General features: G+C 68.2%; 22 protein-coding genes. 18 read left to right on the top strand and 4 right to left on the bottom strand.

Features of this window, described 5'->3' with window-relative positions; all coding sequences use genetic code 11:
- Positions 1-132 precede the first annotated feature (132 nt).
- The 4 genes from rplU (at position 133) to proB (ending at position 3,363) form a co-directional block, all read left to right on the top strand.
- Positions 133-444, top strand: a complete 312-nt coding sequence (rplU, locus tag K3U93_RS16145) for a 50S ribosomal protein L21 (RefSeq protein ID WP_083012770.1) — start codon at positions 133-135, stop codon at positions 442-444.
- Positions 445-459: 15 nt separating this feature from the next.
- Complete coding sequence (rpmA, locus tag K3U93_RS16140) at positions 460-726, top strand: 50S ribosomal protein L27 (protein ID WP_083012772.1); 267 nt, start codon at positions 460-462, stop codon at positions 724-726.
- Positions 727-808: 82 nt separating this feature from the next.
- A complete protein-coding gene (gene obgE / locus K3U93_RS16135; RefSeq protein WP_083012775.1) occupies positions 809-2,263 on the top strand; it encodes a GTPase ObgE in 1,455 nt (484 codons plus the stop codon).
- Positions 2,260-3,363, top strand: coding sequence for a glutamate 5-kinase (proB, locus tag K3U93_RS16130; RefSeq protein WP_083012777.1), 1,104 nt, complete (start codon positions 2,260-2,262; stop codon positions 3,361-3,363). Before obgE ends, proB begins: the two co-directional genes overlap by 4 nt.
- Before the next feature lie 88 nt (positions 3,364-3,451).
- Here the strand turns inward: proB and K3U93_RS16125 are convergent, their stop codons facing one another.
- Positions 3,452-4,102, bottom strand: a complete 651-nt coding sequence (locus K3U93_RS16125) for a TetR/AcrR family transcriptional regulator (protein ID WP_071513346.1) — start codon at positions 4,100-4,102, stop codon at positions 3,452-3,454.
- Positions 4,103-4,206: 104 nt separating this feature from the next.
- Here K3U93_RS16125 and K3U93_RS16120 point away from each other — a divergent pair, with 104 nt between their 5' ends.
- Positions 4,207-5,484 carry a cytochrome P450 gene (locus K3U93_RS16120; protein ID WP_083012780.1) on the top strand — a complete coding sequence of 426 codons (1,278 nt, stop codon included), beginning with the start codon at positions 4,207-4,209 and terminating at the stop codon, positions 5,482-5,484.
- Positions 5,485-5,568: 84 nt separating this feature from the next.
- Here K3U93_RS16120 and K3U93_RS16115 read toward each other — a convergent pair whose 3' ends face one another.
- Entirely contained in the window at positions 5,569-6,108 is a 540-nt protein-coding gene (locus K3U93_RS16115; protein ID WP_083012782.1) for a cysteine hydrolase family protein, read from the bottom strand.
- Between the two features lie 59 nt (positions 6,109-6,167).
- On the opposite strand from K3U93_RS16115, the gene K3U93_RS16110 reads away from it, so the two are divergent.
- The 3 genes from K3U93_RS16110 (at position 6,168) to K3U93_RS16100 (ending at position 11,319) form a co-directional block, all read left to right on the top strand.
- Complete coding sequence (locus K3U93_RS16110) at positions 6,168-8,222, top strand: NAD(+) synthase (RefSeq protein WP_083012784.1); 2,055 nt, start codon at positions 6,168-6,170, stop codon at positions 8,220-8,222.
- Between the two features lie 188 nt (positions 8,223-8,410).
- Complete coding sequence (locus K3U93_RS16105; protein ID WP_220688546.1) at positions 8,411-10,096, top strand: PPE family protein; 1,686 nt, start codon at positions 8,411-8,413, stop codon at positions 10,094-10,096.
- 59 nt (positions 10,097-10,155) lie between these two features.
- Positions 10,156-11,319, top strand: coding sequence for a cytochrome P450 (locus K3U93_RS16100; RefSeq protein WP_083012819.1), 1,164 nt, complete (start codon positions 10,156-10,158; stop codon positions 11,317-11,319).
- 151 nt (positions 11,320-11,470) lie between these two features.
- Here the strand turns inward: K3U93_RS16100 and K3U93_RS16095 are convergent, their stop codons facing one another.
- Both K3U93_RS16095 and K3U93_RS16090 read right to left on the bottom strand, forming a co-directional pair.
- Entirely contained in the window at positions 11,471-12,115 is a 645-nt protein-coding gene (locus K3U93_RS16095) for a methyltransferase family protein (protein WP_083012794.1), read from the bottom strand.
- Between the two features lie 55 nt (positions 12,116-12,170).
- Positions 12,171-13,133 carry a ribokinase gene (locus tag K3U93_RS16090; protein WP_230981328.1) on the bottom strand — a complete coding sequence of 321 codons (963 nt, stop codon included), beginning with the start codon at positions 13,131-13,133 and terminating at the stop codon, positions 12,171-12,173.
- 93 nt (positions 13,134-13,226) lie between these two features.
- Here K3U93_RS16090 and K3U93_RS16085 point away from each other — a divergent pair, with 93 nt between their 5' ends.
- The 10 genes from K3U93_RS16085 (at position 13,227) to K3U93_RS16040 (ending at position 23,957) form a co-directional block, all read left to right on the top strand.
- Entirely contained in the window at positions 13,227-15,425 is a 2,199-nt protein-coding gene (locus K3U93_RS16085; RefSeq protein WP_083012796.1) for an adenylate/guanylate cyclase domain-containing protein, read from the top strand.
- Entirely contained in the window at positions 15,422-16,825 is a 1,404-nt protein-coding gene (locus K3U93_RS16080; protein ID WP_083012799.1) for a mechanosensitive ion channel domain-containing protein, read from the top strand. The genes K3U93_RS16085 and K3U93_RS16080 overlap by 4 nt, the downstream gene beginning before the upstream one ends.
- Positions 16,826-16,883: 58 nt before the next feature.
- The gene (locus K3U93_RS16075; RefSeq protein ID WP_071510396.1) at positions 16,884-18,131 is read left to right on the top strand and encodes a glutamate-5-semialdehyde dehydrogenase; all 1,248 of its coding nucleotides are present in this window, start codon (positions 16,884-16,886) and stop codon (positions 18,129-18,131) included.
- A 30-nt stretch (positions 18,132-18,161) separates the two neighbouring features.
- Complete coding sequence (locus K3U93_RS16070) at positions 18,162-19,037, top strand: AAA family ATPase (protein ID WP_083012801.1); 876 nt, start codon at positions 18,162-18,164, stop codon at positions 19,035-19,037.
- A gap of 13 nt (positions 19,038-19,050) precedes the next feature.
- Complete coding sequence (locus K3U93_RS16065; RefSeq protein ID WP_083012804.1) at positions 19,051-20,490, top strand: vWA domain-containing protein; 1,440 nt, start codon at positions 19,051-19,053, stop codon at positions 20,488-20,490.
- Between the two features lie 143 nt (positions 20,491-20,633).
- Positions 20,634-21,299 (top strand): nicotinate-nucleotide adenylyltransferase, encoded by a 666-nt coding sequence (gene nadD / locus K3U93_RS16060; protein ID WP_083012806.1) that lies wholly within the window; start codon positions 20,634-20,636, stop codon positions 21,297-21,299.
- Positions 21,296-21,676: a ribosome silencing factor gene (rsfS, locus tag K3U93_RS16055; RefSeq protein ID WP_071509327.1), complete on the top strand. Its 381-nt coding sequence runs from the start codon at positions 21,296-21,298 to the stop codon at positions 21,674-21,676. Before nadD ends, rsfS begins: the two co-directional genes overlap by 4 nt.
- The gene (gpgP, locus tag K3U93_RS16050; RefSeq protein WP_083012809.1) at positions 21,673-22,377 is read left to right on the top strand and encodes a glucosyl-3-phosphoglycerate phosphatase; all 705 of its coding nucleotides are present in this window, start codon (positions 21,673-21,675) and stop codon (positions 22,375-22,377) included. Before rsfS ends, gpgP begins: the two co-directional genes overlap by 4 nt.
- The gene (gene octT / locus K3U93_RS16045) at positions 22,367-23,119 is read left to right on the top strand and encodes a diglucosylglycerate octanoyltransferase (RefSeq protein WP_083012811.1); all 753 of its coding nucleotides are present in this window, start codon (positions 22,367-22,369) and stop codon (positions 23,117-23,119) included. The genes gpgP and octT overlap by 11 nt, the downstream gene beginning before the upstream one ends.
- Positions 23,120-23,123: 4 nt before the next feature.
- Positions 23,124-23,957, top strand: coding sequence for a DegV family protein (locus K3U93_RS16040; protein ID WP_083012814.1), 834 nt, complete (start codon positions 23,124-23,126; stop codon positions 23,955-23,957).
- Positions 23,958-23,978 lie beyond the last annotated feature (21 nt).

The raw sequence follows: 23,978 nt of genomic DNA, 5'->3' as shown, positions 1-23,978 counted from the left end.
ACGGCGGGATTCACGGGCAATCGGCGCGCCCGCACCCCAGACCACCACACACCGGCCGGTGGCACGCGCGCGAAGCGCCGAGCAAGCGGCCTTAACAAGGCCAGCACAGGCTAGAAAGAGGCAGGAGCAGCGATGGCGACCTATGCAATCGTCAAGACCGGCGGCAAGCAGTACAAGGTCGCCGTCGGCGACGTGGTCAAGATCGAGAAGCTCGACTCCGAGCCCGGAGCCAAGGTGTCGCTGCCGGTCGCGCTGGTCGTCGATGGCGCCAAGGTCACCAGCGACGCCGCCGCGCTGGCCAAGGTCGCGGTGACCGGTGAGGTGCTCGAGCACACCAAGGGTCCCAAGATCCGTATCCACAAGTTCAAGAACAAGACCGGCTACCACAAGCGTCAGGGACACCGTCAGCAGCTGACGGTCCTGAAGGTCACCGGGATCAAGTAGCGGGAGTCCACAAAAATGGCACACAAAAAGGGCGCTTCCAGCTCGCGCAACGGCCGCGATTCCGCCGCGCAGCGGCTGGGTGTGAAGCGGTTCGGTGGCCAGGTCGTCAAGGCCGGCGAAATCCTGGTCCGCCAGCGCGGCACCAAATTTCATCCGGGCGCGGGAGTCGGGCGTGGCGGCGATGACACGTTGTTCGCCAAGGAAGCCGGCGCCGTCGAGTTTGGCGTTAAGCGCGGACGCAAGACCGTCAATATCGTCGCGGCCGGGCGGGCCACCGACTGAGCCGACACGAGTGTGCACTCACTGCGCAAATTCGAGGCAAATCTCGCAGTAGATGCACACTCGGCGGCCGAGAGGACCCTCGATGCCCCGGTTCGTCGATCGCGTCGTCATCCACGCGCGGGCCGGTTCCGGCGGTAACGGCTGCGCGTCGGTCCATCGCGAGAAATTCAAGCCGCTCGGCGGCCCCGACGGCGGCAACGGCGGCCGCGGTGGCAGCATCGTCGTGGTCGTCGACCCGCAGGTGCACACCCTGCTGGACTTCCATTTCCATCCGCACATCAGCGCACCCTCCGGCAAGCAGGGGATGGGCAATAACCGCGACGGCGCCGCCGGCGCGGACCTGGAGGTGAAGGTGCCCGACGGCACCGTCGTGCTGGACGAAAACGGCCGGCTGCTGGCCGATTTGGTGGGCGCGGGGACCCGCTTCGAGGCCGCAGCCGGCGGTCGCGGCGGTCTGGGAAACGCCGCGCTGGCATCGCGCGCCCGCAAGGCTCCGGGCTTCGCGCTGTTGGGCGAGCCGGGCCAGTCCCGCGACCTGACGCTCGAGCTCAAGACCGTCGCCGACGTCGGCCTGATCGGGTTCCCCTCGGCCGGGAAATCCTCACTGGTGTCCGCGATTTCGGCGGCCAAACCCAAGATCGCCGACTACCCGTTCACCACGCTGGTGCCCAACCTCGGGGTGGTCTCGGCGGGAGAGCACACCTTCACCGTCGCCGATGTGCCCGGCCTGATCCCGGGCGCCTCCCGGGGCCGCGGCCTGGGCCTGGAATTCCTTCGCCACATCGAGCGGTGCGCCGTGCTCGTGCACGTGGTGGATTGTGCCACTGCGGAACCGGGCCGCGACCCGATCTCCGACATCGACGCGCTAGAAGCCGAACTCGCGGCGTATACCCCCACGCTGCAAGGGGATGCGGCCCTGGGGGACCTCGCCGAGCGGCCCCGGGTGGTGGTGCTCAACAAGATCGACGTGCCCGAGGCGCGCGAACTCGCCGAGTTCGTCCGTGACGAGATCGCCGAGCGTGGCTGGCCGGTGTTCTGCGTGTCAACGGTCACCCGGGAGGGCTTGCAGCCGTTGATCTTTGGACTATGGCAGATGATCTCGGACTACAACGCCGCGCGACCGCCAACCGTGCCGCGGCGGCCGGTGATTCGTCCGGTGCCCGTCGACGACAGCGGCTTCAGCGTCGAGCCCGACGGGCAGGGCGGTTTCGTCGTCACCGGCGCGCGGCCGCAGCGCTGGGTCGGCCAGACCAACTTCGACAACGACGAAGCCGTCGGCTATCTCGCCGACCGCCTGGCGCGCCTCGGTGTGGAAGACGAATTGCTGCGGCTGGGCGCGCAACCAGGGTGCGCGGTGACCATCGGGGACGTGACATTCGACTGGGAGCCGCAAACGCCCGCGGGACATCAGGTTGCGTTGTCCGGCCGGGGCACCGATGCGCGGCTGGAGCGCAGCGAGCGCGTCGGCGCCGCCGAGCGCAAGGCCGCCCGGCGTCAGCGCCGGGATCCGGGTCCCGAACACGGTGGAGCCTCGTGAGCAGGCATCGCGACACCATCCGAACGGCGCGCAGCCTGGTGGTGAAGGTCGGGACCAACGCGCTGACCGCTCCGTCCGGGGTGTTCGACGCGGGTCGGCTGGCCGGCCTGGCCGACGCGATCGAGGCGCGGATGAAGGCGGGCACCGACGTCGTCATCGTGTCCTCGGGCGCCATCGCCGCCGGCATCGAGCCGCTCGGATTGTCCCGTCGTCCACAGGATTTGGCGACCAAGCAGGCCACGGCCAGCGTGGGGCAGGTGGCGCTGGTGAACGCGTGGAGCGCGGCCTTCGCCCGCTATGGCCGCACGGTCGGGCAGGTGCTGCTGACCGCACACGACATTTCGGTGCGCGCCTCGCACACCAACGCCCAGCGCACCCTGGACCGGCTGCGCGCGCTGCACGCGGTGGCGATCGTCAACGAAAACGACACCGTGGCCACCAACGAGATCCGGTTCGGCGACAACGACCGGCTCTCGGCGCTGGTGGCCCACCTCGTCGGCGCCGAGGCTCTGGTGTTGCTGTCCGACATCGACGGGCTCTACGACGCCGATCCCCGGAAAGTGCCCGGGGCGCGGTTGATTCCCGAGGTGGGAGGGCCGGCGGATCTCGACGGTGTGGTCGCCGGCCCGGGCAGCGACCTGGGCACCGGCGGAATGGCGTCGAAGATGTCGTCGGCGCTGCTGGCCGCCGACGCCGGGGTCCCGGTGCTGCTGGCCGCCGCCTCCGACGCCGCCGCCGCGCTCACCGACGCCGCAACCGGCACGGTGTTTGCGGCGCGGCCCGATCGGATGTCGGCCCGCCGGTTCTGGGTGCGTTATGCCGCCGAGGCGGCCGGCTCGTTGACCCTCGACGAGGGCGCGGTGAACGCCGTGGTGGCCCAACGCCGCTCGCTGCTGCCCGCGGGCATCACCGCGGTGTCGGGCCGGTTCTACGGCGGCGACGTCGTCGAATTGCGCGGACCGGACGCGACCATGGTGGCCCGCGGTGTGGTCGCCTACGACGCGACGGAGCTGGCCACCATGATGGGCCGGTCGACCTCCGAGCTGCCCGGCGAGCTGCGCCGGCCCGCGGTGCACGCCGACGACCTGGTGGCCGTGTAGCCATCCAGCGCCACGAAAGTGCCACCGGCAACGCATTTCCTGAGTAGCGTCGTCGGTGGTTGCAGGCCGCTTGCCGCCGGAATCGGTGTTACTGCGCCGATGCTGCCTTGAGATATAGCGTGCCCCAAATGATTTCGGCCAGCGTCGCGGCCAGCTCGGCATCGTAGGAGTCGGGGGCGGTCGGAAGGTTCTGCTGGCACGCCCGTTCGACCATCCAGGTCAGTGCGCTCGCCGTGGTGGCCGCGGGCAGCTCGCGGCGGATGGAGCCGTCGGCCTGGCCGTCCTCAATGACGCGGGTCATTCGCCCCGTGATGGTGGTCAGCAGGTTGCGATAGGTCGCTCCGACCAGGGGGTCATAGGCGGCCATCTCGTTGAGCGCGACCAGCACCGGTTGGTGACGCCGGTAGCTTTCGATGATGCCGGCCATCGCGGCGCGGACGTCGTCCGGATCGTGCCGCCACGCCACGCTCCACCAGCGATCCGCGCCGTCGGCGAGGTCGGCGAACACCTGCCCGGCGAGGCGGCGCAGCAGGTGGCCCTTGTCCTCGAAGTAGATGTAGAAGCTGGCGCGCGAAATGCCGGCCTCGGTCGAGAGCCGGTCCACGCTGAGCTCGGTGAAGCTGGCGCCGTCGCGCATCAGCCGCTCGGTGGCGTCCAGCAACCGGCGCTCCATCTGCTCTCGCCGCTGCCGGCGCCCCTGCGAGCGATTGGTCTGCGGCTTCCGGGTGACCGACGGCATCCGCACAGCATAGACGAAAATCTGACATATTGACTAGACATGCTGTCTAGGCATATCGTCGGTCAGGGTCTGTGACCGGGGTCATAAGCGACGGAGGATCAACGATGACAGTGACGGCGGGGATGTCTGGCACCGATAAGCCTGGCCGTGCCTACGACGCGATCGATCTGTCGTCGCGCGCGTTCTGGTCCACGACCGCCGCGGAGCGGGAACGTTCGTTCGCGGTGCTGCGGGCCGAGCGGCCGGTGAGCTGGCATCCTCCGGTCGAAGACGCCCTGATGGCCGATCCCGGCGACCCCGGCTATTGGGCGGTCACCCGGCGCGCGGACATCGTCACGGTCAGCCGCAACAACGAGGTGTTCCTGTCCGGCAAGGGGGTGATCTTCGAGAGCGTTCCCGTGGAGCTGCTGGAGGCGTCGCAATCCTTCCTGGCGATGGACCCGCCGCGACACACCAAACTGCGCAAGCTGGTCAGCGCCGCGTTCACCCCGAGGCAGGTCCGCCGCATCGAGGATTCGATCAAGTCGAACGCCAGGGCCATCGTCGACGAGCTCCGGGCGGCGGGCAGCGGCGCCGACTTCGTCGAGCACTGCGCCAAGCAACTGCCCATCCGGACGTTGTCGGACATGGTGGGGATCCCGGAATCCGAGCGTGGGCGTGTGGCGCGCGCGGCCGATGCGCTGGTGTCGTGGGCCGACCCGGTTTACCTCGACGGCCGCAATCCGCTGGAGGTCCTGGTCGAGAACCAGATATACCTTCACCAAGTCGCCGGCACGTTGGCCGCCGAGCGCCGCGAGCACCCCAGCGACGATCTGTTCAGCAGCCTGGTGAACGCCGAGGTGGACGGCGACCGGCTGGCCGACGCCGACGTCGCCGCGTTCTTCGTGTTGCTGTCCGTGGCCGCCAACGACACCACCCGGCAGACCACGAGCCACGCGATGAAGGCGCTGACGGACTTTCCCGGTGCGCGGGAATGGCTTCTCGAGGACTTCGACAATCGCGTCGGCACCGCGGTCGAGGAATTCATTCGTTGGGCCACGCCGGTGATGACGTTCCGCCGCACGGCCGCAACGGATGTCGAGCTGGGCGGCCAGCGGATCCGGGCGGGGGAGAAGGTGGTGATGTTCTATCCCTCCGGTAACTGGGACACCGAGGCGTTCGACGAGCCGGATCGTTTCGACCTGAGCCGCAACCCCAACCCACACGTCGGTTTCGGCGGCGGCGGGGTGCACTTCTGCCTCGGAGCCCATGTGGCCCGCGCGCAGCTGCGCGCCATCTTCGGCGAGCTGCTGCGCCAGCTGCCGGAAATCCAGGCGGGCGACCCGTCGTACGTGCCGGGCAACTTCATCCACGCCATCCGCAGCATGCCCTGCACGTTCTAACGCCGCGGCACTCTGCGCGAGCGTGCGTGTTTGTGCAGCGACACGCCGTCGCGGCCGGCATTCTGCGCACGCTCGCGCCCCGGTTCAGCCGAGGCAGCCCGCCGCGGTGGTGAATTCGGCGGACATGTTCCGCTCCATCATCTTCAGCGCCGCCGCGCCCAGCTCCGCGTCGATGTGGGCGACGGCGTCGGTCGCGATCACGACGGGAAAGTGGCGCACATAGGCGTCGAGCGCGGTGTAGAGGATGCACTGCTCGGTGACCTGGCCGGCAAGGATCAACCGCCGGGTGCCCAGCCGACCGAGCAGGTACCCCAGCGCGGTCGAATAGAACGCACTGTGGCGGACCTTCGTCAACACGCGGCAATCCCGCGACGGCACGATCGGCTTCACCAGATCCGGTCGGACGCCGTCGAGCGCGGCTCCGACGATGCCGGAAAACTGGGCGGTGAAATCGCCGTAGTTGTCATTGACGTACACCAGGTCGGTGTCGCGGGATGCACGCGCGCGGCGGACCAGACCGGCCAGCGGATCCATGATTTTCTCGACGTTGGGTATCAGTTCTTCGGCGTCGGGATGCCGGTAACTGTTCATCATGTCGACCACCACGACGGCCGTATCGCTCATGCGGTTAGGGATACCCGGCGGCCACGAGTTGACAACCGTGGGGCGACAATGGACGGGCAATGAACGTTCACAAGGACTTTTACAACGCCTACCGCCAGGGCTTTGTCCGCGTCGCCGCGTGCACGCACCACACCACGATCGGCGATCCGGCGGCCAACGCCGCGTCGGTTCTGCGGCTGGCCCGCGAGTGCCACGACGACGGCGTCGCGGTGGCCGTCTTCCCGGAGCTGACGCTGTCCGGGTACTCCATCGAGGACATCGTCCTGCAGGACCTGCTGCTCGACGACGTCGAAGCCGCCATCGCTGAAATCGTGGCATCGTCAGCGAAATTGTTGCCGGTTCTGGTCGTCGGCGCCCCGCTGCGCCACCGGCACCGCATCTACAACACCGCCATGGTCATCCACCGCGGCGCGGTGCTCGGCGTGGCCCCCAAGTCCTACCTGCCCACCTATCGAGAGTTCTACGAGCGCCGCCAAATCGCGCCCGGGGACGACGAGCGCGGCACGATCCGGATCGGCGATATCGAGGCGCCGTTCGGCCCCGATCTGCTGTTCGCCGCGTCGGACCTGCCCGGCTTCGTCCTGCACGTCGAAATCTGCGAGGACATGTTCGTGCCGATTCCGCCGAGCGCGGAGGCGGCCCTGGCGGGCGCGACGATCTTGGCGAACCTGTCCGGCAGCCCGATCACGATCGGACGCGCCGAGGACCGTTGCCTGCTGGCCCGCTCGGCGTCGTCGCGGTGCCTGGCCGCCTACGTCTACGCCGCCGCGGGGGAGGGGGAGTCGACAACCGACCTGGCCTGGGACGGCCAGACCATGGTGTGGGAAAACGGCGTGCTGCTCGCCCAATCCGAGCGCTTCCCCAAGGGGGAGCGACGATCGGTCGCCGACGTCGACACCGAGCTGCTCCGCTCGGAACGGCTGCGGATGGGCACCTTCGACGACAACCGGCGCCACCACCGGACATCGGCGGAGTCGTTCCGGCGCATCGAGTTCCGGTTGGACCCGCCGGACGGTGACATCGGGCTGCGCCGCGAGGTCGAACGCTTCCCGTTCGTGCCGGCCGATCCGCAACGGCTGCAACAGGATTGCTACGAGGCCTACAACATCCAAGTCGCCGGGCTCGAGCAGCGGTTGCGGGCGTTGAACTACCCCAAGGTGGTCATCGGGATTTCCGGGGGGCTGGACTCCACGCACGCGCTGATCGTCGCCGCACACGCGATGGATCGCGAAAACCGCCCCCGCAGCGACATTCTGGCGTTCACGCTGCCCGGCTTCGCGACGGGGGAACGCACCAAACGCAACGCCGTGCAGCTGTGCTGCGCGCTCGATGTCACCTTTTCCGAGATCGACATCCGCGAGACCGCGGAGCTGATGCTGAAGGAGATCGGTCATCCGTTCGCGCGCGGCGAGAAGGTGTACGACGTCACGTTCGAGAACGTCCAGGCCGGCCTGCGCACCGACTATCTCTTCCGGCTGGCCAACCAGCGCGGCGGCATCGTGCTGGGCACCGGCGACCTCTCCGAGCTGGGGTTGGGTTGGTCGACATACGGTGTCGGCGACCAGATGTCGCACTACAACGTCAACGCCGGCGTGCCCAAGACGCTGATCCAGCATCTGATCCGCTGGGTCATCTCGTCGGGGCAATTCGAGTCGCGGGTGGACGAGGTGCTGCAGTCGGTGCTCGACACCGAGATCACCCCGGAGCTCATTCCGAGCGGCGAGGAAGAAGAGCTGCAGAGCAGCGAGGCGAAGATCGGACCGTTTGCCCTGCAAGACTTTTCGCTGTTCCACGTGCTGCGCTACGGATTCCGGCCATCGAAGATCGCGTTTTTGGCCTGGCATGCCTGGAGCGATCCCGAGCATGGCAACTGGCCGCCGGGATTCCCCGAGGACAAGCGACCGTCGTACTCGCTCAAGGAGATTCGGCACTGGCTGCAGGTCTTCGTGCAGCGGTTCTACTCGTTCAGCCAGTTCAAGCGCTCGGCATTGCCCAACGGTCCCAAGGTGTCGCACGGGGGTGCGTTGTCGCCGCGCGGCGATTGGCGCGCCCCGTCGGACATGTCGGCGCGCATCTGGCTCGACGAGATCGAGCGCGAGGTGCCCGAGGAGTAGCAGCGCCGTCGGTGCCGACAACCGACGAAAGACACGAGGTAGCGGGAACCAAATAGCGCCCGGGACCGACCACTGTGTGTAAGCCACCCGAGGCTGACAGTCGCGCGATTCCCGGGGGTATCTGTGTCTCTGCAAGGTGTTTTGGAAAAGCTAGCCGCGTCCTCGCATGAGATCGCGACCGGCTCGCGATGACCGCGCCGATTTGGATAGCCGCACCCCCAGAAGTGCACTCGGCGCTGCTGAGCAGCGGTCCCGGACCCGCCCCGTTGCTGACGTCGGCCGCGGCGTGGGCTTGGCTGAGCGCCGAATACGCCGGGGTGGCCGACGAGCTGATGGCGATGTTGGCGGCGGTGCGGGCCGGGACGTGGGACGGCCCGGCCGCCGAGGCGTACGTCGCCGCATGTGCGCCCTATTTGGCGTGGCTGATGCGGGCCAGCGCCGACAGCGCCACGACGGCGGGCGAGCACGAGACCGTGGCCAGCGCGTATTCGACCGCGCTGGCCGCCATGCCGACACTGGCCGAGTTGGCGGCCAACCACGCCATCCACGCGGTCTTGCTCGCGACGAATTTCTTCGGCATCAACGCGATCCCGATCGCGCTCAACGAAGCCGACTATGCGCGGATGTGGATTCAGGCCGCCACCGTGATGACCACGTATCAGGCGGCCTCGAGTGCGGCGCTCGCCACCACGCCGACCGCCGCACCGGCGCCACGGATCGTGAAATCCAACGCGACCGCCGACCCGGCAACTGCCTCGTCCGATCCGCTGGCAAACCTCAATCTGGAGTCGGTATTTAATTTCTTAAACATATACAATATCGCCACCGATATAGACAATCAAATATTCAACATGGTGCCCTCCCCGCTCAACCTGTTGATTGGGGACCCGCTCTTGGAATTCCAGAGCCCGGCGGAGCTAAGTCAATTTCTCAATTACATAAACACCGTTCCCGTTGGGTCGACCCCATCTTCCCTGTTGGCCCTGGACTTGACTAAGATCAGCCACGCGTGGACGGTGTTTTTACCGCAGACGCTCGAGTCGCTCGGAAATAACCCCCAATTGGTCACCTTCATTTTTCTGCTGCTGGTATATGAGACCACCTTTTGCACGGTCGTCAAGGTTCTCCAATATGTTCACTTCCTGGCCACGATCCCCACGTTTCAGGCTGTTGTGGTTCCCCTGTTGGCCGCCCCCGTGAGCCTGACCGCGGTGGGCGGCTTCCCCGGCCTGGCCGGGCTGGCGGGCCTGGCCGGCCTGGCTCCTCCGGTCCCGCCGCCCGCCCCGGCGCTCGCCGCGCCGCCCGTCGCGATCGCCCACGCGTTGGCCCCCGCCCCGGCTCCGGCTCCAGCCCCCGTCTCAGCCCCGGCCCCGGCTTCGCCCTTGCCTGCAGCGCCCGCCGCGGCTCCGGCGGCCGGCGTCACACCACCGCCAGGCTCGTGGCCTTTTCCCTATCTGGTGGGTGGGCCCACCGCGGGTTCGGGGATGAGTGTTCAAGCCGAAACTCGGGCGCCGGCCCCGCGTAGCGCTGCGGTCGCCCCGGCGGCCGCGGCCGTGACGTCGGCCGGGGACGCGTCGCCGGCGCGGCGGCGCCGGCGAGCGAAGCTGACACAGCTCGGTCGCGGCTATGAGTACATGGATTTGGAGGGGGATGCGGGCCACGGCTCCGGCGCGTTACCGGGGCGGCCGCGCGTCGCGTCACCGCTGGCCTCGGATCGGAGCGCGGGAATCCTGGGTTTCGCCGGGACGGCACGCGAACAGGCCGTCGGCGAGGCGGCCGGGCTGACCACGCTGGCCGGCGACTCGTTCGGCGCCGGCCCGACGATGCCGCTGATACCGAACACGTGGGGTCGCGACCTGGACGGGGACGAGTAGCCGTGGCGAACGCGCAATTCCGGCCGCCCACGGCCGAAACGTGGGCCGACCCGTGGCCCATGTACCGCGCGTTGCGCGACCACGACCCGGTCCACCATGTCGTGCCCGACGGGAATTCATCGGCGGACTACTATGTCCTGTCCCGGCATGCCGACATCTGGTCGGCCGCCTGCGACGACGAGACGTTCGCGCCGAACCCGGACCCGGCCCGGGACATAAACCACGACGAGCTGAAATCGCTGGGTTTGCAAGACAATTCACCGACGTGGAGGCACGATCCGCGGACGTATCACAGCGAATTCCGGAAACTGGTCTCGCGTGGTTTCGCGACCCGGCAGGTGGAACTCAAGGTGCGCGGCTTTGTCGTGGAACGCATCGAGCGGCTGCGCGCCAACGGCGGCGGCGATATCGTCGCCGAGCTGTTCGAACCGCTACCTGCGATGGTCGTCGCGGATTACCTGGGCGTTCCAGAAGCCGATCGCGGCCTGTTCGACGGCTGGACGCGAGCGATCGTCGCCGCCAACCTCGCGGACGCCGATTTCGCCAACGGCGTCAAGCCCGCGGTCGCGGCGTTTACGACGATGATGGTGTACTTCATCGAACTGATTAAGCTGCGCCGCCGGGTACCTGGGCAGGACGCCATCTCGGAGCTCGTCGCGGCGGGGGTCGGCGTCGACGGCGACATCGTGGGCATGCTGTCGGTGCTCGCTTTCGTGTTCACGACGATCGCCAGCGGCATCGACACCACCACAGGCATGCTCGGCGGTTCGATGCAACTGCTGCATCAGCGACCCGACCAACGAAGGCTGTTGGTCGAAAACCCCGAACACATCCCGGCTTCCCTCGACGAGTTTCTGCGGCTCACGTCACCGGTCCAGGGGAAGGGTCGCACCGTCACCCGCGACGTGACCATCGGGGACGTCACCGTCCCGGAAGGTTGCAGAGTCCTCTTCCTCTATGGCTCGGCCAACCGCGACGAGCGCCAATACGGTCCAGACGCGGGCGAGTTGAACGTGCTGCGCCAGCCTCGCAACATCCTGACTTTCGGCCACGGCGGACACCGTTGTCTGGGCGTGTCGGCAGTCAGGATGCAGTCGCGGGTCGCATTCGCCGAATTGCTGTCCCGCTGCCCAGATTTCGAGATCGACGAGTCGGCCATCGTCTGGGCCGGCGGTAGCCTTGTGCGGCGACCGCTGTCCGTCCCGTTTCGAGCCGGTTCGTAATGGCCGACGGGCGGGTCGAGGAAAACGATGCCTACGTGCGGGGCATCTCGACGAACGCCTGCGCACCGGTCTGCCCCGTTATCGCCGAGCCGCAGTCGCGTGGTGACGAACCGGTCGGCGGCCGAGCTCGAGACCGGCGACGGCCTAGCGATCATGCACGACGCGCGCCGCGAGTTTCGCCGAGAATCAGTCCCACGCCGGGGATGAACCGACCCACGCCGGCGACGTAGGCCCGATAGGCGTCGCCGTGTGTCCGCAGGAGGTACGGCTCCTCGACACGACGGACCTGCAGTTCGATCGTGGCGACGAGCAGGAGAAAACCAGCTCCCGCAACGAGATTCGGCGTCACCAGCACGATCCCGAGGCCAAACGTGAACATGGCCGTGTAGATGGGATTGCGTATCCGGCCGAACACGCCGGTGCGCACCAGCGTGGTGGTCTCCTTCTCGTCGACTCCGATCCGCCAGGAATCGCCCATCTCCAGTTGCGCATATACCGTGGCCGCGATGCCGGCCGTCGCGACCACGACGCCCACCACCTGGATCCAGACCGCGGCGAGGCCGCCAACGGGTCGAACGACGTTGGCCAGCTGAAGGATTGGGCCGCTTACCGCCACGATCAGCGTGACGACAAGACCGGCCCCGGCGAGGCGCTCCGTCGGACCGCCGGCGCCGATGGCGCGAAAGCCGGTAGATCCGGTGCGCCGGTACTGTAGCCAACTGCGCCAACCGAATCCGAGCGCTCCGAATATCGCGAAGAGCACCAGGGCAATGTCGGCGGCGGCTGTCGCTGGCATCAGTAAGCTCCTATGACCGCGGTCATCGTCAGCGACAGTACCGCAACAGCCATGGTCAGAAAAGGTCGTCGCGCAGCGCCGCGTCGATCGCGTCGGCGTCCGGTGCGCAGTCGCCGGCGCCGGTCACCAGCGTTGCCAGCGCGCCCGCGGCGCAGCCACGCCGCAACGCGCGCAGCCGCTCGGCCCGCAAAGCGGGATTGGCGCCCGGGTCGCGTGGCCAGTTCGCGGCGAGCACCCCGGCGAACACGTCGCCGGCGCCCGTGGTGTCCACCGCTGCGACCGTCGGCGCGGGCACCGTGAATTCGCCGTCGGCACCGACGTAGCGGGCGCCGCGCGCGCCGAGGGTGACGATCAAGTGGGCTGGCCGCCAGGGCCATTCGCTGGCTTCGACCTCGTTCGCGATCACCACGTCCGCGACCGCCGCCAGTTCCGCCACGGCGCTTTGGTCCCGGCCGGCCGGGGAGGCGTTGACGATGACGACCGCCCCGGCCGACCGGGCCTCGTGCGCCGCGGCCACCGCCGTCGGCACCGGAATCTCCAACTGCGTCAGCAACACGTCGCAGCCGGCGACGACCGCGCGCACGCCCTCGGCGGCCAACGTCAGCCGCCCGTTGGCGCCCGGCGCCACCACGACGGTGTTCTCGGCGTTGGCATCGACCACGATGATCGCCGTTCCGCTGGGCCCGGGCATGGCGACCGTTCCGTCCAGCCCAACGCCGTTGGTCAGGAGGTGGCTCCGCAACCGTTCGGCGGCCGCGTCGTCGCCGACCGCGCCGACGAACTGCACCCGCGCACCCGCGCGCGCCGCCGCCACCGCCTGATTGCCGCCCTTACCGCCAGGTGTGCAGCTCAACGACGAGGCCAGCACCGTCTCGCCCGCACGCGGAAGGGCGTCGACCGCGAACGTCAGATCCATGTTCACGCTGCCCACCACACAGACCCGCGCCATGAGGCCGACGTTAGTCGCGCCGGATTTCCCGGTGCGCAAAGACCCGTGCCCCAGCCTTTTGCCGCTCATCGCATTTGCGGCAATCGCCAATATCCTGAGATCCGCGCGTTAGTCTGCTGCGTGATCCGTGCTGCATCCCGTCACAAAGGAGGGGCAAGGCGATTGACATCGAGCGAGCTGAAAGACGCCGAGCCGGCACCTGAAACCGGCCCGGCTCAAACGACCCGCAAAAGCACGCGCCGGCCTCTGCCGCGGCGCCGTTTCCGGTTCGGCATCCAGTCCAAGATCCTGGTGGCGATGCTGCTTTCGAGCATCGTGGGCGTCGCGGTGATCGGCCTCATTGGGGCGTTATCCGGCCGCAGCGCGTTGCGGCAAGTCGAGTCCGAGCGGTTGATCGAGTTGCGTGAGTCGCAGAAGCGGCAGGTCCAGGCCCTGTTCAGGGAGGTGACGAACTCGCTGGACGTCTACAGCGGCGGATTCAGCGTCGTGGAGGCCACGGCGGCGTTCACCAACGGCTTTAACCAATTGGCCAACGCAACGATCACCCCCGCCCAGCAGCAGGCGCTCGTCAACTACTACGACAACGAGATGATCAAACCGATCAAACAAAAGACCGGTGACGCAATAGATCTCAACGCGGTTTTGCCGAGTTCCAACGCCCAGAAATACCTTCAGGCGTACTACACCGCGCCGCAGAGGTCGGCCACCGACTCCATGCCTGTCGAAGACGCCGGCGACGGCAGCGCATGGTCGGCGGGCAACGCCCGCTTCGACTTTTACATGCGCGGCATCGTCACCCGCTTCGAATATCGAGACGCGCTGCTGCTGGACATGCAGGGCAACATCGTCTACACCGTCATGAAAGGGCCCGACCTCGGAACCAACATCCTCACCGGCCCGTATCGCGAATCAAATCTGCGGGATGCATACCAAAAAGCCCTGCGCTCCAACGACCTGGACTTTGTCTGGATCACCGACTTCCAGCCGTATCAGCCGCAACTCGACGCCCCCACGGCGTGGGTGGTATCGCCGGTCGGCATGAACGGCAAATTCGACGGCGTAATGGCCCTGCCGGTGCCGATCTCGAAGATCAACAAGATCATGACCGCCGACAAACACTGGCAAGCCGCCGGTATGGGCGCCGCGACCGAGACGTATCTGGCGGGCCCCGACGATCTGATGCGTTCCGACTCAAGGCTTTTCCTGGAAGACCCCCAGGAATACCGGCGCGAGGTGATCAACGCCGGCACTCCGCCCGACGTCGCGGGCCGAGCGATCCGGTTGGGTGGCACGACACTGGTGCAGTCGGTTCCCAGCGCGGGTCTTCGCGCCGCCCAACGTGGGGAGACCGGAACCGTCAGCGCCACCGATTACACCGGCCATAAAGAACTGGAAGCCTACGCGCCGTTGACCATCGCTAACTCCGATCTGCACTGGTCTGTCCTTGCGACGCGCGACGACTCCGACGCCTTTGCGCGGCTGGGCCAGTTCAGCAAAACGCTCGTCATCGCGGTCACGGCGATGATTTTCGTCATCTGCCTGGCCTCGATGCTCATCGCCCAGGCGGCGATGCGGCCGATCCGCCGCCTCGAGACCGGCACCCGCAAGATCAGCTCCGGCGACTACGACATCAACATCCCGGTAAGGACACGCGACGAAATCGGCGATCTCACCGCGGCTTTCAACGAGATGAGCCGGAATCTCGCGATCAAGGAAGAACTGCTCAACGAACAGCGCAACGAGAACAATCGCCTCCTGCTGGCGCTCATGCCCGAGTCGATTGTTCAACGCTATCGCGAGGGTGAGGCGACCATCGCGCAGAAGCACCAGGACGTCGCGATAATCTTTGCCGACATCGTCGGGCTCGACGAGATTTCCAACGATCTGCCGGGCGACGAATTGGTGGGGATCGTCGACGAACTGTTCCGGCAGTTCGACTCGGCGGCCGAAACCCTTGGCGTCGAACGGATTCGCACCTTCCACAACGGATACCTCGCCAGTTGCGGGGTCATCACTCCGCGACTGGACAGCATTCACCGAAGCGTCGAGTTCGCCATCGAAATGCGCCGCATCATCGATCGGTTCAACAGCCAGACCGGTCACGAGCTGGGCCTTCGGGTCGGCATCAACACCGGCACCGTCATCAGCGGGCTGGTGGGCCGCTCGAGCCTCGTCTATGACATGTGGGGTGCCGCGGTAAGCCTGGCCTTCCAAATGCACAGCGGCGCAGCGCAGCCGGGCATCTACGTCAGCTCGCAGGTATACGACGCGATGCGGGACGTGTGGCAGTTCACGCCGGCCGGCACGATTTCGGTAGGCGGAACCGACCAGGCGATCTACCGGCTCTCGGAGCGATCATGAACGCGTGGCACGCATCCTGGTTCTACTGGGCTGTTGGCATCGCGGTCGGATTTCCGGTCGGCGTAATCGTTCTCACCGAGCTGCAGCACACGCTCGCGCGCAGGAATAGCCGGCTGGCCAGGCAGGTAAGCCTGCTGCGCAACTATCTGCTGCCGCTGGGCACGCTCCTGCTGCTGCTCGTCAAGGCCTCGCAGATCCCGGCCGGAGACATCCCGGTGCGCATCCTCACCACGGTGTTCGGCTTCCTGGTGCTGGTGCTGTTGCTGTCCGGGCTCAACGCCACGGTGTTCGAGGGCGCGCCCGAAGAGAGCTGGCGCAAACGGCTCCCCGGCATCTTCCTGGACGTCGCCCGCTTCGCGCTGATCGGCGTCGGCCTGGTGCTGATCCTGTCGTATATCTGGGGCGTCCGGGTCGGCGGCTTGTTCACCGCGCTGGGCGTTACGTCCGTCGTCATCGGCCTGATGTTGCAGAACTCCGTCGGCCAGGTCGTCTCGGGCTTGTTCATGCTGTTCGAGCAGCCCTTCCGGATCGATGACTGGCTGGACACGGGGACAGCGCGCGGACGCGTGGTCGAGGTGAACTGGCGGGCCGTGCACATCGACACCGGCAGCGGCATGCGGATCATCCCGAACTCGATGCTCGCCACGACGTCGTTCACCAACCTCAGTCGCCCGCCGGGCACACACAAATTGGCCATGACGACGACGTTTTCGGCCGCCGACCCACCGGATCGAGTGTGCGCGGTGTTGACGCGCGTCGCCAGCGCGCTGCCGCAGCTCAAGGCCGACAGCGTGCCCCGCTCGGTGCCCGCCGGCGGAGCCGAATACCGCACGACCGTCGGACTGAGCTCACCCGCCGACGACGGCGCCGCGCGGGCGACGTTTCTGCGCTGGATCTGGTACGCCGCACGGCGGGAAGGGCTGCACTTCGACGGCAGCGACGACGACTACTCGACCGCCGAGCGGGTGGAGAAGGCCTTGCGCACCGTGGTCGCGCCGGCATTGCGGCTGAGCGCCGACGAACAGCGGTCGCTGCATTCGTGTGCGCGGCTCATCCGATACGGGGCCGGCGAAATCGTGGAATACGCCGGGCAGGTGCCGACGGGGATGACGTTCCTGGTAGCCGGGCGTGTGCAGCTGACCGCGTCGGCCGAGGACGGATCGGTCGTGCCGATCAGCACGCTGGTCGAGGGCTCGTTTCTGGGGCTCACCGCGCTGACTCGGCAACCGAACCTCGCGAGCGCCTACGCGCTCGAGGAGGTCACCGCGTTGGAGATCGATCGGGAACACCTCGAGCATCTCGTGATGCGGGAAACGTTGCTGCTACAGAACTTTGGCCACATCCTCGAAGAGCGGCAAAGCAAGGTGCGGCTGGCCGTGCGCGGCGAGCGGGTGGGCTAAGGCGCCGTCGCGATGGGGCAGCCTGACTCGGCCGGCCAAAGGCGGATACCCTGGTTCAATGAGTCTGCAAGCACCATCGCGTCCCGACTCGCGCCGTGAGGTCCACAATGCGGCACGCCGGTCCCGGGTCGCCGCCCGCGCGCTGGCGTTGTTGCCGACGGTCGCCAAGGACGCCGCGCTGCAGTCCGCGGCGGAGGCGATAGTCGCCGGCGCCGGGAGGATCCTGGCGGCCAACGCCGAAGACCTCGAGGCCGCCCGCGCCGCCGGCACACCGACCGCGATGCTGGACCGGTTGGCGTTGGACCCCAAGCGCGTCGACGGAATCGCCGCCGGTCTGCGGCAGGTCGCCGGGCTGCCGGACCCGGTCGGGGAGGTGCTGCGCGGCTACACCCTGCCCAATGGGCTGCATCTGCGCCAGCAGCGGGTTCCGTTCGGCGTGATCGGAATGATCTACGAGGGACGGCCCAACGTCACCGTCGACGCCTTCGGTTTGGCGCTCAAGTCCGGCAACGCCGTGCTGCTGCGGGGGAGTTCTTCGGCGGCGAAGTCCAACCAGGCGCTCGTCGACGTGTTGCGCGCTTCGCTGGTCGCCGAGGACTTGCCGGCCGACGCGGTCCAGCTGCTGTCGGCCGCCGACCGGTCCACGGTAACCCACCTGATCCAGGCCCGCGGCCTGGTCGACGTGGTGATCCCCCGCGGGGGAGCGAGCCTGATCGACGCGGTGGTCCGCGACGCGCAGGTGCCCACCATCGAGACCGGTGTCGGCAACTGCCACGTCTACGTGCACGAAGGCGCCGACCTGGACGTGGCCGAACGGATCCTGTTGAACTCCAAGACCCGTCGGCCCAGCGTCTGCAACGCCGCCGAGACGCTGCTGGTCGACGCGGCGATCGCCGAACGGGCCATGCCCCGGCTGGTGGCCGCCCTGCAAGACGCCGGGGTGACCGTGCATCTCGACGCGGGCGAGGACGACCTGCGCCGCGAATACCTGTCGCTGGACATCGCGGTGGCGGTCGTCGACGGCGTCGACGCCGCGATCGCCCACATCAACGAATACGGCACCGGGCACACCGAGGCCATCGTCACCACGAACATGGCTGCGGCACAACGATTTACGGACGGAGTCGACGCCGCGGCGGTGATGGTCAACGCGTCGACGGCGTTCACCGACGGTGAGCAGTTCGGTTTCGGTGCCGAGATCGGCATCTCGACGCAGAAGCTGCATGCCCGCGGCCCGATGGGGCTGCCGGAACTGACCTCGACCAAGTGGATCGCCTGGGGAGACGGGCAGATCCGTCCGGCCTGACCACGCCGGCCAAATGCTTTAGGAGAGATTGTGAGCGTGCCCGCCCGGCCCATGCCGCTGTTCGCCGACATCGACGACGTCTCCCGACGGCTGGCCGAGACGGGTTACCTGCCGGACACCGCCACCGCGACGGCGGTGTTTTTGGCCGACCGGCTCGGCAAGCCGCTGCTGGTGGAGGGCCCGGCCGGCGTCGGCAAGACCGAGCTGGCCCGCGCCGTCGCCCAGGCCACCGGATCCGGACTGGTCCGGCTGCAGTGCTACGAGGGGGTCGACGAGGCGCGCGCGCTGTACGAGTGGAACCACGCCAAGCAGATCCTGCGCATCCAGGCCGGCTCCGGCGACTGGGAAGCGACCAAAACCGATGTGTTCAGCGAGGAGTTCCTGCTGTCCCGTCCGCTGCTGACCGCCATCCGGCGCACCGAGCCGACGGTGCTGCTGATCGACGAGACCGACAAGGCCGACATCGAAATCGAGGGCCTGCTGCTGGAGGTGCTGTCCGACTTCGCGGTGACCGTCCCCGAACTCGGCACGCTCACCGCCGAACGGGCGCCGTTCGTGTTGTTGACCTCCAACGCCACCCGCGAGCTGTCCGAGGCGCTCAAGCGTCGCTGCCTGTTCCTGCACATCGACTTTCCCAGCCCCGACCTGGAACGCCGCATCCTGTTGTCCCGGGTCCCCGAGCTGCCCGCACACCTCGCCGAGGAGCTGGTGCGCATCATCGGCGTGCTGCGCGGGATGCAGCTCAAGAAGGCGCCGTCCATCGCCGAGACCATCGACTGGGGCCGCACGCTGCTCGCGCTGGGCTTGGACACCATCGACGACGCGGTCGTTGCGGCCACGCTCGGCGTGGTCCTCAAGCACCAATCCGACCAGCAGCGCGCGGCCGGGGAACTCAGGCTCAACTGATGGGGCTCGCCTGATGGCCGCCCGCCGCATTCGTCCCGCCCGCCCGCTGGCCCCGCACGGGCTGCCCGGCCACCTGGTGGGGTTCGTGGAAGCCCTTCGCGGGGCAGGGATTTCGGTGGGCCCGTCGGAAACGGTGGACGCCGGCCGGGTGATGGCCACCCTCGGCCTGGGCGATCGTGAGGTGCTGCGCGAGGGCATCGCCTGCGCCGTGCTGCGCCGGCCCGATCACCGCGAGACCTACGACGCCATGTTCGACCTATGGTTCCCGGCGGCGCTGGGCGCGCGGGCGGTCGTCTCGGATGACGAGGCCGCCTCCGGTGACTCCTTGCCGGACGACGACGTCGAGGCGATGCGCCGGATGCTGCTGGACCTGCTCACCGAAAACCCGGACCTCGCCGACATGGACGAGCGGCTGGTCGCGATGATCGCGCGGATCGTGGAGGCCTACGGCAAATACAGTTCCAGCCGCGGCCCGTCGTTCTCGTCGTATCAGGCGCTCAAGGCGATGGCCCTGGACGAACTGGAGGGCAAGCTGCTGGCGGGGCTGCTCGCCCCGTATGGCGACGAGCCCACGCCCACCCAGGAGCAGATCGCCAAAGCGCTTGCCGCGCAGAAGATCACACAGTTACGCAAGATGGTTGACGCCGAGACCAAGCGGCGCACCGCCGAGCAGCTCGGCCGCGATCACGTCCAGATGTACGGCATCCCACAGCTTTCCGAGAACGTCGAGTTCCTGCGGGCCTCCGGTGAACAGCTGCGCCAGATGCGACGGGTCGTGGCGCCACTGGCCCGCACCCTGGCGACCAGGCTGGCGGCCCGGCGGCGACGCTCCCGCGCCGGCGTGATCGATCTGCGCAAGACGCTGCGCAAGTCGATGTCGACCGGCGGGGTGCCGATCGACGTGGTGCTGGCCAAACCCCGCCCGGCGCGGCCGGAATTGGTGGTGCTGTGCGACGTGTCGGGCTCGGTCGCCGGGTTCAGCCACTTCACGCTGCTGCTGGTACACGCCCTGCGTCAACAGTTTTCGCGCGTCCGCGTGTTCGCCTTCATCGACACCACCGACGAGGTGACCCACATGTTCGGGCCCGAGGCCGACCTGGCCGTCGCGATCCAGCGGATTACCCGGGAGGCCGGCGTCTACAGCCGCGACGGCCATTCCGACTACGGCAACGCGTTTGCCTCGTTCACGCAGGCGTTCCCCAATGTGCTGTCGCCGCGCAGCTCGCTGCTGGTGCTCGGGGATGGGCGCACCAACTACCGCAACCCGCAGACCGAGCTGCTGGCCCACATGGTGACGGCCAGCCGGCACGCGCACTGGCTCAACCCCGAGCCCAAACACCTTTGGGGCAGCGGCGATTCGGCGGTGCCGCGCTACCAAGAGGTGATCACCATGCACGAATGCCGGTCCGCCAAGCAGCTGGCCGCGGTGATCGATCAGCTGCTGCCGGTGTAGTGCCCGCCCAGCGTGCGTGTTTGTACGGCGACACGCCGCGTGGGCTGTACATCTGCGCACGCTCGCGGCGGCGCGGGGCACGCTCGCGCGGACGCGGGCCGAGCAACCGGCGCTGATCGTAGGCTCAAGTAAGCTGGCACATCGTGCAAAAGCAGCTTCGCAGGCTGGGCGTGATGGGTGGGACATTCGACCCCATCCACTACGGCCACCTGGTCGCCGCCAGTGAGGTCGCCGACCTGTTCGACCTCGACGAAGTGGTGTTCGTGCCCAGCGGCCAGCCCTGGCAAAAGAGCCGCCACGTCTCGGCCGCCGAGGACCGGTATCTGATGACGGTGATCGCCACCGCGTCCAACCCGCGCTTCTCGGTGAGCCGGGTCGACATCGACCGCGCCGGCCCCACCTACACCAGGGACACGCTGCGGGACCTGCACGCCCTCAACCCCGACTCCGAGCTGTACTTCATCACCGGCGCCGACGCGCTGGCTTCCATCCTGTCGTGGCACGGCTGGGAAGAGCTTTTCGACTTGGCTCGCTTCGTCGGCGTCAGCCGGCCCGGCTACGAGCTGGACCACGAGCACATCACCGGCGCCCTGGGTGAGCTGGCCGAGGAAGCACTGACCCTCGTCGAGATCCCGGCGCTGGCGATCTCGTCGACCGACTGCCGGCGACGCGCCGAGCAGCGCCGGCCGCTGTGGTACCTGATGCCCGACGGCGTCGTGCAGTACGTCTCCAAGCGCCGGCTCTACCGCGCCGCCGAAGGGGCCGATGCCCCCAACCGGCCGAGCCTGGCCGCGGGGAAGGACACATGACCGCCACCCAGGAAGCCATCGACATGGCGACCGTGGCCGCCAGCGCGGCCGCCGCCAAGCTCGCCGACGATGTCACCGTCATCGACGTCTCCGGGCAGCTGGTCATCACCGACTGCTTCGTCATCGCTTCGGCGTCCAACGAGCGGCAGGTCAACGCCATCGTCGACGAGGTCGAGGAGAAAATGCGCAAGGCGGGCTACCGGCCGGCGCGCCGCGAGGGCGCCCGGGAAGGGCGGTGGACGCTGCTGGACTACCGCGACATCGTCGTGCACGTCCAGCATCAGGACGAGCGCAACTTCTACGCCCTGGACCGGCTGTGGGGTGACTGCCCGGTGGTGCCCGTGGACGTGGCCGAAAAGCCGGCGGGCACGCAATGAGAATCCGCCGGCTGGTGATGTTGCGGCACGGGCAAACCGATTTCAACCTCGGCAGCCGGATGCAGGGGCAGCTGGACACCGAGCTCAGCGAACTGGGCCGCGCGCAGGCGGTCGCCGCCGCCGAGGTGCTGGGCAAGATGCAGCCCCTGTTGATCGTTTCGTCGGACCTGCGGCGCGCCTACGACACGGCGATCAAGCTGGGGGAGCGGACCGGGCTCGAGGTCCGGCTGGACGACCGGTTGCGGGAGACGCATCTCGGCGATTGGCAGGGCCTGACGCACGGCCAGATCGACACCGAGGTGCCGGGCGCGCGGCTGGCGTGGCGCGAAGACGCGACGTGGGCGCCGCACGGCGGGGAAAGCAGGGTCGACGTGGCCGCCCGCAGCCTGCCGTTGATCGCCGAACTGATATCCGGTGAGCCGGAATGGGGCTCGAAATGGGATGGCGTCGGCGAACCGGGCCGGCCGGTGGTGCTGGTGGCCCACGGCGGCCTGATCGCCGCGCTGTCGGCCGCGCTGCTGAAGCTTCCGGTCGCCAACTGGCCGGTCCTGGGCGGCATGGGCAACGCCAGTTGGGTGCAGCTCTCCGGCCACTCGGACGATTCCGGCGATGGAGGCGCCGGCCGGGAGGGCCTGGCCGGCATCCGCTGGCGTCTCGATGTGTGGAACGCGTCGGCGCAGGTGTCCAACGATGTCCTCTGAGCCGCGGAGCAGGCCCACGCTGCTCGTGTTCGCCGACTCGCTGGCCTATTACGGTCCCACCGGCGGATTGCCCGCCGACGATCCGCGTATCTGGCCCAACATTGTTGCCTCACAACTAGATTGGGATCTGGAACTGATCGGCCGCATCGGCTGGACCTGCCGGGACGTCTGGTGGGCGGCAACCCAGGACCCGCGGGCCTGGGCGGCGCTGCCCAGGGCGGGTGCGGTGATCTTTGCGACCGGCGGGATGGATTCGCTGCCGTCGGTGTTGCCGACCGCGTTGCGCGAGCTGATCCGCTATGCACGGCCACCGTGGCTGCGGCGCTGGGTGCGCGACGGCTACGCCTGGTTGCAGCCCAGGCTCTCGCCGGTGGCCAGGTCCGCGTTGCCGCCGCACCTGAGCGCCGAATACCTCGAACAGACCCGCGGCGCAATCGATTTCAACCGCCCCGGCATCCCGATCGTGGCGTCGCTGCCGTCGGTGCACATCGCCCAGACATACGGCCGGGCGCACCACGGCCGCCCGGGGACCGCGGCGGCGATCATGGAATGGGCGCAGCACCATGACATTCCCCTGGTGGACCTCAAAGCCGCTGTGGCCGAACACATCACGAGCGGGCGTGGCAACCCCGACGGCATTCACTGGAATTTCGAAGCCCACCAGGCGGTCGCGGAGCTGATGCTCAAGGCCCTGGCCGAAGCCGGGGTTCCGAGCAATCCAACCGAGAAACCACGCGGGTAGCACCGTGGCCGTCGTGGTGGTGACCGACGCGGCGTCGCGCCTGCCGGCCGATCTGCTCGAAAAGTGGGCGATACGCGTCGTTCCGCTGCACATCTTGCTCGACGGCCGCGACCTGCGCGACGGCGTGGACGACATCCCCGACGACATCTACCGGCTGCACGCCACGACCGCGGCGGCCACCCCGGCCGAACTGGCCGACGCCTACCAGCAGGCGCTGGCCGACAGCGGCGGCGACGGCGTGGTGGCAGTGCACATTTCGTCGGCGCTGTCGGGAACCTACGGCGTCGCCGAGCGGACCGCGGCCGACCTGGACCCGAACGTGCGGGTGATCGACTCGCGGTCGGCCGCGATGGGCGCCGGATTCGTCGCGCTGGCCGCCGCGCGGGCCGCGGCCGCGGGCGGCGACCTGGACGCCGTCGCGGGCGCCGCGACCGCGGCCGTGCCGCGCAGCCACGCGTTCATGGTGGTGCATCGGCTGGACAACCTGCGCCGCAGCGGCCGGATCGGCGGGGCCAAGGCGTGGCTGGGCACCGCGCTGGCGCTCAAGCCGCTGCTGCGCATCGACGACGGCAAACTCGTTCTGGCCCAACGGGTCCGCACCGTCAGCAATGCCACGGCGGCGATGATCGACCGGGTTTGCGGGGTCGTCGGCGCCGGCCCCGCCGCCCTGGCGGTGCATCACGTCGCCAACCCGGACGGCGCCGACGAGGTGGCGGCCGCGCTGGCGCGGCGGCTACCGGCGTGCGAGCCGGCGATCGTCACCCCGTTGGGCCCGGTGCTCGCGCTGCATGTCGGCGCCGGGGCGGTCGCGGTCTGCCTGGAACTGCCAGAAACCTAGGCGCGCAGGCCCCGTGAGCCG

Origin of the sequence: Mycobacterium malmoense, assembly GCF_019645855.1 — a bacterium.
Taxonomy (GTDB): Bacteria; Actinomycetota; Actinomycetes; order Mycobacteriales; family Mycobacteriaceae; genus Mycobacterium; species Mycobacterium malmoense.
Note: the sequence above shows the minus strand (reverse complement) of the source record. Positions and strands in the feature narration are given on the sequence as shown.